Origin of the sequence: Argonema galeatum A003/A1 (genome assembly GCF_023333595.1) — a bacterium.
In the GTDB taxonomy this organism is placed as follows: Bacteria; Cyanobacteriota; Cyanobacteriia; order Cyanobacteriales; family Aerosakkonemataceae; genus Argonema; species Argonema galeatum.
In genome coordinates, this window is record NZ_JAIQZM010000008.1 from 203,573 (window position 1) to 212,790 (window position 9,218).

11 protein-coding genes are annotated in these 9,218 nt (G+C 44.2%); 7 read left to right on the forward strand and 4 right to left on the reverse strand.

Annotated features, from left to right (window positions below; genetic code table 11):
• Window positions 1-84: 84 nt before the first annotated feature.
• From LAY41_RS11465 to thrB, 5 genes are all read left to right on the forward strand, one after another.
• Window positions 85-273: a hypothetical protein gene (locus tag LAY41_RS11465; protein WP_249069035.1), complete on the forward strand. Its 189-nt coding sequence runs from the start codon at window positions 85-87 to the stop codon at window positions 271-273.
• Window positions 258-566, forward strand: coding sequence for a type II toxin-antitoxin system RelE/ParE family toxin (locus LAY41_RS11470; RefSeq protein ID WP_249069036.1), 309 nt, complete (start codon window positions 258-260; stop codon window positions 564-566). Before LAY41_RS11465 ends, LAY41_RS11470 begins: the two co-directional genes overlap by 16 nt.
• Before the next feature lie 43 nt (window positions 567-609).
• A complete protein-coding gene (locus LAY41_RS11475; protein ID WP_249097481.1) occupies window positions 610-1,395 on the forward strand; it encodes a DUF4058 family protein in 786 nt (261 codons plus the stop codon).
• A 203-nt stretch (window positions 1,396-1,598) separates the two neighbouring features.
• On the forward strand, window positions 1,599-2,780 hold the full coding sequence (locus LAY41_RS11480; protein WP_249097483.1) for a DUF3095 domain-containing protein: 1,182 nt from the start codon (window positions 1,599-1,601) through the stop codon (window positions 2,778-2,780).
• 18 nt (window positions 2,781-2,798) lie between these two features.
• Complete coding sequence (gene thrB, locus LAY41_RS11485) at window positions 2,799-3,785, forward strand: homoserine kinase (protein ID WP_249097486.1); 987 nt, start codon at window positions 2,799-2,801, stop codon at window positions 3,783-3,785.
• An 11-nt stretch (window positions 3,786-3,796) separates the two neighbouring features.
• Here thrB and LAY41_RS11490 read toward each other — a convergent pair whose 3' ends face one another.
• The 4 genes from LAY41_RS11490 to LAY41_RS11505 all read right to left on the reverse strand — a co-directional run bounded on the left by LAY41_RS11490 (window position 3,797) and on the right by LAY41_RS11505 (window position 7,940).
• Window positions 3,797-4,162, reverse strand: a complete 366-nt coding sequence (locus LAY41_RS11490) for a response regulator transcription factor (RefSeq protein WP_249097487.1) — start codon at window positions 4,160-4,162, stop codon at window positions 3,797-3,799.
• Window positions 4,163-4,610: 448 nt separating this feature from the next.
• Window positions 4,611-4,817, reverse strand: coding sequence for a hypothetical protein (locus LAY41_RS11495; RefSeq protein WP_249097489.1), 207 nt, complete (start codon window positions 4,815-4,817; stop codon window positions 4,611-4,613).
• A gap of 254 nt (window positions 4,818-5,071) precedes the next feature.
• The gene (locus LAY41_RS11500; protein ID WP_249097491.1) at window positions 5,072-6,448 is read right to left on the reverse strand and encodes a PAS domain-containing sensor histidine kinase; all 1,377 of its coding nucleotides are present in this window, start codon (window positions 6,446-6,448) and stop codon (window positions 5,072-5,074) included.
• A 439-nt stretch (window positions 6,449-6,887) separates the two neighbouring features.
• The gene (locus tag LAY41_RS11505) at window positions 6,888-7,940 is read right to left on the reverse strand and encodes a chemotaxis protein CheB (RefSeq protein WP_249097493.1); all 1,053 of its coding nucleotides are present in this window, start codon (window positions 7,938-7,940) and stop codon (window positions 6,888-6,890) included.
• A gap of 397 nt (window positions 7,941-8,337) precedes the next feature.
• On the opposite strand from LAY41_RS11505, the gene LAY41_RS11510 reads away from it, so the two are divergent.
• The gene (locus LAY41_RS11510; RefSeq protein WP_249097496.1) at window positions 8,338-8,427 is read left to right on the forward strand and encodes a chemotaxis protein CheB; all 90 of its coding nucleotides are present in this window, start codon (window positions 8,338-8,340) and stop codon (window positions 8,425-8,427) included.
• A gap of 65 nt (window positions 8,428-8,492) precedes the next feature.
• Window positions 8,493-9,152 (forward strand): CheR family methyltransferase, encoded by a 660-nt coding sequence (locus tag LAY41_RS11515; RefSeq protein WP_249097499.1) that lies wholly within the window; start codon window positions 8,493-8,495, stop codon window positions 9,150-9,152.
• The last annotated feature ends 66 nt before the right edge of the window (window positions 9,153-9,218 follow it).

A 9,218-nucleotide genomic window follows, 5' to 3' on the forward strand; every position in this document is an offset into this window, starting at 1 on the left:
TAGCCCACCTTGCTTTACTTTGGCCCGATCGCCTGCTGCGGTAACTTCTAGAAAATGACAGATAGATGACTTAAAAGCAAAGTTATGATTACCACAAAACAGAAAGTCGAATCTCTCTTGAGCAAATTGCCAGATGATTGTTCCCTTGAAGATGTCCAATATCATCTTTATGTACTAGAGAAAGTTCGTCAGGGATTGGAAGTAGCCGACACTAAAGGAACAGTAACACAAGAGGAAGCAGAAAGGCATTTGAGCAAATGGCTTATCAAGTAGTGTGGTCGCCCAAAGCTTTAGAAGATGTAGAAGCGATCGCCGCATATATAGCGCGTGATTCTACTTCCTATGCTGCGGCAGTAATTAACAAAATACTTGACGCGACTCGAAACTTAAGCAAATTTCCTTTTGCAGGGCGCATTGTACCGGAATTTGGTGAACAAACTATCAGGGAACAGTTTGCATATAGCTATCGAGTTATTTATCGAATACAGGGTGAAACTGTAACTATTGCGGCGGTGATTCATGGAAAAAGACTATTGGAGGAATTGGACATTGATTGTTTAGATTAATGACTGCTACAAAAAAGCAAATAATTTGAAGGAAAATAAGTCTATGCCTTCTCCTTTTCCGGGAATGAATCCATATTTAGAAAATCCTCAATTGTGGCCTGCCGTTCATCATCGGTTTATAGTTGCGATCGCTGATGCTTTGCTTCCTCAACTGCTTCCCAAATATATAGTAGATATTGAAAAACGGGTTTATCAGATCGATGGGGAAGATTCCCTTTTAGTCGGTATTCCCGATGTCACCGTCCAACGTTTTACAAGTCAAACAACCTCTCCCACTTCTAATGTTGCCGTCGCAGCGCCACTCACGAAACCTTTACAGGTAACAGTACCAATGCAGATGGAATTTAGAGAAGGATATTTAGAAGTGCGAGAGATAGCAACTAAAGAGGTGGTGACAGTAATAGAAGTGCTTTCGCCTACTAATAAACGCACTGGACAAGGAAGGGAAATATACGAAGAAAAACGTCAACAGGTATTGGCAAGTCGCACTCATTTAGTAGAGATAGACTTACTGCGTAGTGGGCAACCTATGCCTGTTTTTGGCAATAATATTCAGGGGAGTTATCGAATTTTGGTCAGTCGGGAAAAACGTCGCCCAAACGCGGATCTTTACCTTTTTAATTTACCGGATGCGATTCCCACTTTCCCGTTGCCTTTGCGAATAGGAGATTTAGAACCAGTGGTAGATTTGCAGGCGTTAATTGGCGGTGTTTATGACAGAGCGGGTTATGATTTTGTAATTGATTACAGTGGGGAACCAGTACCAAAATTGTCAGAGGCAGATGCTGTTTGGGCAGATGGTTTGTTGCGAGAGAAAGGGTTACGCTGATAAAATTATCGTCAAATTGTCTGTTGTCATCGTTGGTTAGAATTTTACCGCAGATGAAGGCAGATGAACGCAAATGAACGCAGATAAGAATAAGAACACGAGTTTTTTAGGTAACCGATGCTACCGGATATGATATGATTAGCTAAATTTATCTAGAAAAAACGCAATGCGAAGATTCAACCCATTCAAGTAGGCATCAGAAAATGTCAACCGAAAATTTTTACAATGATTTGCCAACTTTAAACAATTTTATTGATATCACTGAGTCTAAAAAATTTGTCCCTGTACCTGATGATTGGTACATATTGATTACAGATATTGTAGGTTCTACAAAAGCCATAGAAGCAGGACGTTACAAAGATGTTAATCTCATAGGTGCTTGCTGTATTATTGCTATCTTAAATATAGCTGGCAAGCGTGAAGTTCCCTTCATCTTTGGCGGTGATGGTGCTTCAATCTTGATACCGCCATCTCTATTTGTAGAAGCGAAACAAGCTTTGCTGGGAACGCAATATTTTGCCAAGCAGGAATTTAATATGGATTTGCGGCTGGGTATCGTTCCCGTATCAGCTGTCATGGAGGCAAAGTACGAAGTAAAAATAGCTAAATTCAAAGTCTCTAATACTTATAACCAAGGTATATTTACAGGTGGCGGACTGACTTATGCTACACAACTGACAAAAGACTCAGCTACTTCTGAGATTTACAATATCAAAAATATAGGTATACCTGACAAAGCAGATTTCTCTGGGTTAAATTGTCCTTGGCAAGATATTGCTAGTCCACATGGAGAAGCCATCAGCCTGATTGTTATGGCGACTAGCAGCAGTTGTCAAGAAGAGAATTCGGTTTATAGAGCGGTATTAGAGGAAATACAAAAAATTTATGGTAACAGTGAAAATTTCCATCCAATCATTTCGGAAAATCTCAAGCTGTCTTTAAAAAATAAAAACTTATACAGTATGGTAAAAATTCAGGAGCAATCCAGCAGTTATTTAAAAAAGTTATTCGTGTTTATAATAATAAAGATTAAAATGTTGATTCGCTCATTCTTGACGCGATTTCAAACCAAGAAAGCGGCTTTAAATTTGGAATTAAGTAAAAATGGTTTGGTTGCAAATACTGATTACAGAAAGTTTGACGATTTGCTACGCATGATTATATCAGGGAAGGCGGCACAACGAGAAAAATTAGTTAGCTATTTGGAAAAGAACTATCAAGCAGGTAAGCTAGTGTATGGAATTCACGTTTCCGATCGCGTTCTCATGACCTGTCTTGTACCTGTGGGGGTGGGGCGGGAAGTCCATTTGGTGGACGGTGCTGATGGGGGATATGCCCTCGCGGCAAAAGATATGAAAGCCAGAATCAATTTGGCTTCTAAGTAAATCCAGATAAATATAAAGATGTCTGCTGTTTCTACTGTTAGTGTTACTGTTCCAGCTACTACGGCTAACTTGGGGCCGGGTTTCGATTGCATCGGTGCAGCTTTAACGCTGTACAATGAGTTCAAGTTCTCTAGACTCGCTTCATCTGAATCGGCTGTAAATATTACTGTGACTGGGGTTGAGGCCGATCGCGTTTTGACTGATGAGAGCAATCTGGCTTACCAATCCTTCTTAAAGTTATACCAGCATATCGATCGCACGCCGCCACCAGTAGAAATCGAAATAAACCTCGGTGTCCCGCTGGCAAGAGGTTTGGGTAGTTCGGCAACGGCGATTGTCGGCGGGTTGGTTGGTGCTAATGTGTTGGCGGGGGAACCTCTTTCTCAGACAGAAGTGATGGAAATAGCGATCGCAATCGAAGGACACCCAGACAACGTAGTACCTGCACTACTGGGAGGTTGTCGTCTGGCGGCTACTGGTTTAATTAACGCAGAAGATCCCCCCCCACCCCCCTTTAAAAAGGGGGGGCAAGGAGGCGATCGCAGTTGGGAAATCTGCGATATTCCCTGGCATGGCGATATTGTGCCAGTGGTGGCGATTCCCGACTTTGAACTCTCGACGGCAGAGGCGCGGCGGGTTCTGCCAACCGAGTACAGCCGCGCCGATGCGATTTTCAATACGGCGCATTTGGGTTTACTGGTGCGGGGGTTAGAAACTAATCGCGGCGATTGGTTGCGAGTTGCTTTGCAAGATAAAATCCATCAGCCTTATCGGCAAGGGCTGATTGCAGGGTATGATGCGGTGCAAAAAGCTGCTTTGGCATCTGGTGCATTCGGCATGGTAATTAGCGGTGCGGGGCCAACGTTATTGGCTTTAGCAGATTCGTCGTCAGCATCAGGTGTGGCGGCGGCAATGGCAGCAGCTTGGCAGCAGGAGGGGGTCAAAGCTGAAGTGCGATCGCTCTCTATTGATACCCAAGGCGCAAAAACCTTTAATATCGCCTAAAATAGCTTTTTCTATTTTAAGAGCAGTCGCTTCAGAGTTTCAACCAGTTCAGCTGGATGAAACGGTTTGGCGATGTAAGCATCTGCACCTTGTTTTAGACCCCAATAGCGATCGATCTCTTTAGTCTTAGACGAACACATCACCACAGGTATTTTATTGGTTTTGGGATTAGATTTGAGGCGACGGCAAAATTCATAGCCGTTCATCCGGGGCATTACAATGTCCAAAAGTACTAAATCTGGACGATTAGCCTCAACTTTTTCTAGCGCTTCTACACCATCAATCGCTACCGTAACCTTCAGACCTTTATTTTTTAGAAAGCCTGAGATCATCTCTCTTTGGGTGGCACTATCCTCCACCAACAAAACTGTACTCATAACTTTTAGCTGCTATCCAGAATTGAAACAAAAACCGGAAAGGGTTTCGCCCTCGATCGGCATTTCTCTTAAGTAGATTTAACTACCCACTTCCACTCCTAATCTAACACTCCTTCTCTAATTTAAGCGAAATCCCTGTTGACATACCCGTGTAGGTTTGATAGTAAATCGAATTTTGCTTTTCGATATCTCACTTTTGGAATAAAACCTAAGCACTACTGATTTCTAAATTGTCGCATAAATTACACATAATCAGAAGAATTTCAGGACTTACGCAGAACTCCCCCCAACCTCTCAAGCTTGGGGGGAGTAACTCCAATTCCCCCCAGATTTGGGGGGCTAGGGGGGCGAAACGATTTGGGGAGTATAAACTCCTATTCCCCCCAGATTTGGGGGGCGAAGGAATATTGCGTAAGTCCTGTTTGTGTTAGTAAAAATCGGCAGCAAATCAGGCTATTTCTCCCATTGCTTCCAACTCCAACATGGCATCAATCATCTGCTGTGCCTTATATAAAGACTCGCCCACCGTACTAACGCGAACACCGTATTGAATGCCTTCGTATGCCCACTGGAGCCACGTTTCTTTCTCTTTGTTAAGAGTCTTTAGGTAAATCGGGATGGTATGGTACGTACTAACAGGTGTTAAATTAATCATTCCTACTGACCTCTATGCCTAACGATTCAGGTGTGGATCTTCTATCAACGATCGGCTTTGCACCCCGGCGTTTTCATAGAAACTAACTAACTATATTTAATAGTAAATTTTGTGAAATTAAATCTGTCTAAGGATCTTTTTCACAAATATTCAGTTATTTCTGAGGATATACACATTGCTTGTCACAGCAGCTATAGTAATAAGCCTGCCTATGCAGGCTTTTAGCTTAGCGATTCAGTCCGAATATAAATACTTTAATCATCGGACTTTTGTTCGTTTTGCGATTGCCGGTGGTACAAGGGTAGCGTCACCGTCACCGTTGTCCCCACACCGACTTCACTTTCTACGGCAATCTTGCCACCGTGGAAGTCCACACACTGTTTAACAACAGACAGTCCCAATCCAATTCCATCGATATGACCGACATTGCTACCCCGCTGGAATGAATCGAATAGTTTCGACCGATCTTCTAAAGGAATGCCAATGCCTTCGTCTTTAACTCGAAAAATCGCTTCGCTATGTTCGCAAATCAAGTCAAATTGAATATTCCCGCCTTGAGGGGAATATTTGAGCGCATTTGAGATCAAATTTGTGAGGATTGACGACAGCAGTTTTCCGTCCAAGCAAGCTGAAGTGCCTTTACCTTGAACCGAGAAAATTATAGTATTTTGTTTGCCTGCACCGGACTGCATTTCTTCGGCCAATTCGCGGCAGAACTTTTCTAGATCTAGGAGTGCTGGTTTGAATTGTAATTTGTCACCTTCGGTTCCAGAAACAAGCAATATGTCGTTCAACAGTTGGTTTGTCTGTTTGACGGCTGATTGAATGCACTCTAGATGCTGATTTTTTTTCTCGTTACTCCATCTATCGGCGTAAATTTTGATTAATTCGGCGGAAGCGATGATATTCGTGAGCGGAGTGCGGAATTCTTGGGAAATTGCAGAGACAAAGCTGGCTTTCATATCGTTAAGTTCTTTTTGTTTTGCCAGAGCCTTATTGATTTCCGTTTCTGCCTGCTTGTGTTTGGTGATGTCTCGCAATTGCCAGCGCAAACTTACTACCTGCCTGGAAGAATTCAGTACTGGCACCACCGTGCAAGCAGCTGGAAAAAGTTCTCCTTTGCGGGGTTGAATCTGCACTTCCCAATCTCTACATTCTTGGCCCTTTTGCAGCCGAAACAGTTGGGTGCGGAAGTCACGGCGAGCTGACTCTGACACAAAAACGACGAGCGGTTTGCCGATTAAGCGATCGCAATTGACATTTAACAGCTTTCCTGCTAAGAAGTTAGCTTCCCAAATCACCCCTTCTGGGTTGGTTACCAGGTAAGCATCGGGGGCAAACTCAAACATTTCCTGATAACGCTGACGTTCGGCTTCTACCTCCAGACGGGTGGCGATTAACTCTTCATTCTGCTGTCGCACTTCCTCACTGGCAACCTGTAGCTCGTGCAGAGAACAGGTGAGTTCTTCTAAGCTTTCCCGAAGCAGTAGTTCCTCATTCTGGTTGGAAATTTCTTCAATTTGTTGCCAATTCTTTTTTAGCGACTTCGGTAGTGCGTTCGTCCTCTGCCAAAGCATTTCCAGCCGTTGCAGCGATGCAGCAATCTGCCCGTCGAAAATTTCTTCTGTCATAGAGTGAAATTAAAAAATTTTTGTTGTGGTTAGTCTACAACTTAATGCTAATGAAACGATTATTTGTTTTATTTTATGGCAACTTTATTTCAAAAAACGTAACATTTAGCTTTGTAGGTTGGGTTGAGAGAAGCGAAAACCAACCTACAAAGCTAGGGACTAGGGGCTAGGGGCTAGGGGCTAGGGAAAGAAGTGTTTATAATCAAGGGCTTCGCCGTGAGCGCTCAGCCGAACGGTTTCAGGAATTCAGAATGCCTTAAGCGCCTTGGCGGTTGCTATAATAACTCACTACTAAAAATTGCCAATGATTGCTCTGGAAATCTTGATTCTTACCACTGACAACTGACAACTGACAACTGACAATTGACAATTGACAACTGACAACTGACAACTGACAATTGACAATTGACAACTGACAACTGACAACTGACCACTTGCACTAAGCACTGTCCGATTCTTGAATCCGATCGAATGCTGGGTCGATCGGATCTGAGGTAGCTTCTTCCTCACCCTCCTGATTCATAAGGACTTGTCGGATCAGGGCGATGTTTTCCTTTGCATCCTGTACCTGCGCTTCAAAACGCGCCGAGATCAGATTTTGGCCTCTTTCTTGCGCCCGACGAGCCATCCGATGTACCAACTGCGATTTTTCTTCCAGAGCTCGCAGCGCACTCCACAGCGCACCTTCCAAGGCTTCATGTTGAGAAGCTAACAAACTCTTTGTTGTAAAGGAGTGACCCGTGCGGCACCGAAACCGCATGAACTTTCCGTCTTCCAGTTCCCACAATACACCGCCGCAGTCTGGACAGGCGAAAGCAGAAGGGTTTCCGGGTCTTTTGTTGTGTTGCAGAACTTCCACATCCATCTGAGCTAAGTCAGATTCTATTTGCATATTGGTGGATTGAGAATCTGCTTTTTCTTCTACCTGCGCTTTCGCCAAGCTTAGCAAGACGGCAGCAATTTCGCTCAGTGGCAGAATATAGTCAACATCTACGTTCTCGATCGCACTGCGCGGCATATCGGAAAAAAGGGCTTCGTCGGGACTTTGCACAACGGCTATCCCACCCCGCTGCTTCAGTGCCAATAAACCTGCGGTACCATCGTCGAGACTACCCGTCAGCACCAGACCTATCACCCGTGGCCCATATGCCAGCGCCGCCGATCGAAACAGCGTATCGATCGCCGGTCGATGGTTGTTCTCCCTGGGGCCACGGGAGAGGTGAATATGTCCCCGTTTAACCAATAAATGATGATCGGGTGGTGCCACGTAGATGCGCCCCTGCTGAATCGCTTCGCCGTCTTTGGCGTGGGCCGCTCCCAAGCAGCTGGAGCGGTTCAGGATTTCCGGCAAAAAACTTTTGCTGTAAGCTGGAAAGTGAATTACCACAAAGATCGCAGCTGGCAGATTTGGCGATAGATCGTGGGCTAGTTTGCCCAGCGTTTCCACACCGCCTGCCGAGGCTCCAATAACTATGATGTCGTGTCCAACCATATTTTTAAGATTTTTTCTAGGGCTCTTTTGGATACCATAGGAAAACTTTGCTGGCTCTCCTGCACAAAGGTATGATAACTTTAGCTAATCTATTTGTAGGCCCTAGCCTTTGGAACCAAAGCCAACCACTTAGTCTAAGTTGTTGGCTTTTCGTTCCCAGAGCCAGGTCTACAACCTTTACTCCCGGCGCTTCTCAAAGTTTAATCTCACCCACAATAGACGCCTGTATTAGGTACTAGAAATAGAGAGCTATTTGAAGATAACAGCTTTTCGGATAAATTATCTATATCTTTAAGTATAAAAAAAGTCTTAGATGGCGCTAAAATTATATCTATTATATGCTTAATTAGCAGTTAGTCAACTTTAGTGCTGTGCTTTTCCGACAGCAATCTTAGTCATGCAAAATATATCAATTGCTCAAGATGAAGCTACCTCCCAATTTTTCGGTATGCCAGCTAATGCTATCCAGACTGGCTGTATCTATTAGGTTCTGGCACTATACGAAATAGGGAACGCCATAAAAACTTTAGCAATGCAGAGGAATATAAAAAAATGTGTAGTGCTGATAAGAACGATGATTTTGAAGCGTTGTTACAGTATCTTAAAAGCAGTCGCCGGTTCGATTTTACAGGTTATAAACGTCCCAGTTTGATGCGTCTGATGAAAAAGCGGATGCAACGGGTGGAAATCAACTATTTTAGCGACTATCTGGACTATTTGCAGGTATATCCTAGCGAACTCAACTACTTATTCGATGCACTTTTAATCAACGTCACGTCGTTTTTTCGCGATCGACCAGCTTGGCAAGTTGTGGCTGACGAGATTATCCCCTGTATTATCGCTAGCAAGGGGGAGAACGACCCGATCCGGGTGTGGAGTGCTGGCTGCGCCACTGGAGAAGAAGCCTACACAATTGCGATCGTACTAGCAGAAGCTTTAGGGATGGAAGCATTCCGAACGCGGGTGAAAATTTATGCAACCGATTTAGACGAAGAAGCACTAGCACAGGGTCGTCAAGCCACCTATTCAGCTAAGGCTGTGCGAGATGTTCCCGAAGAATTGCGGCTCAAGTACTTCGACGTTTCGGCTAGAGACGAATATATCTTCTCCAAGGACTTGCGGCGCTGCGTGATTTTTGGTCGCCACGACTTGGTGCAACACCCGCCGATTCCTCGCCTTGACCTGCTGATATCTCGCAATACCGCTACATAAAACTTACCTAAACCTACCCAAACAACTCTAGCTGTCAAATAGGTTCAGCGTTTACTTCCTGCTTCA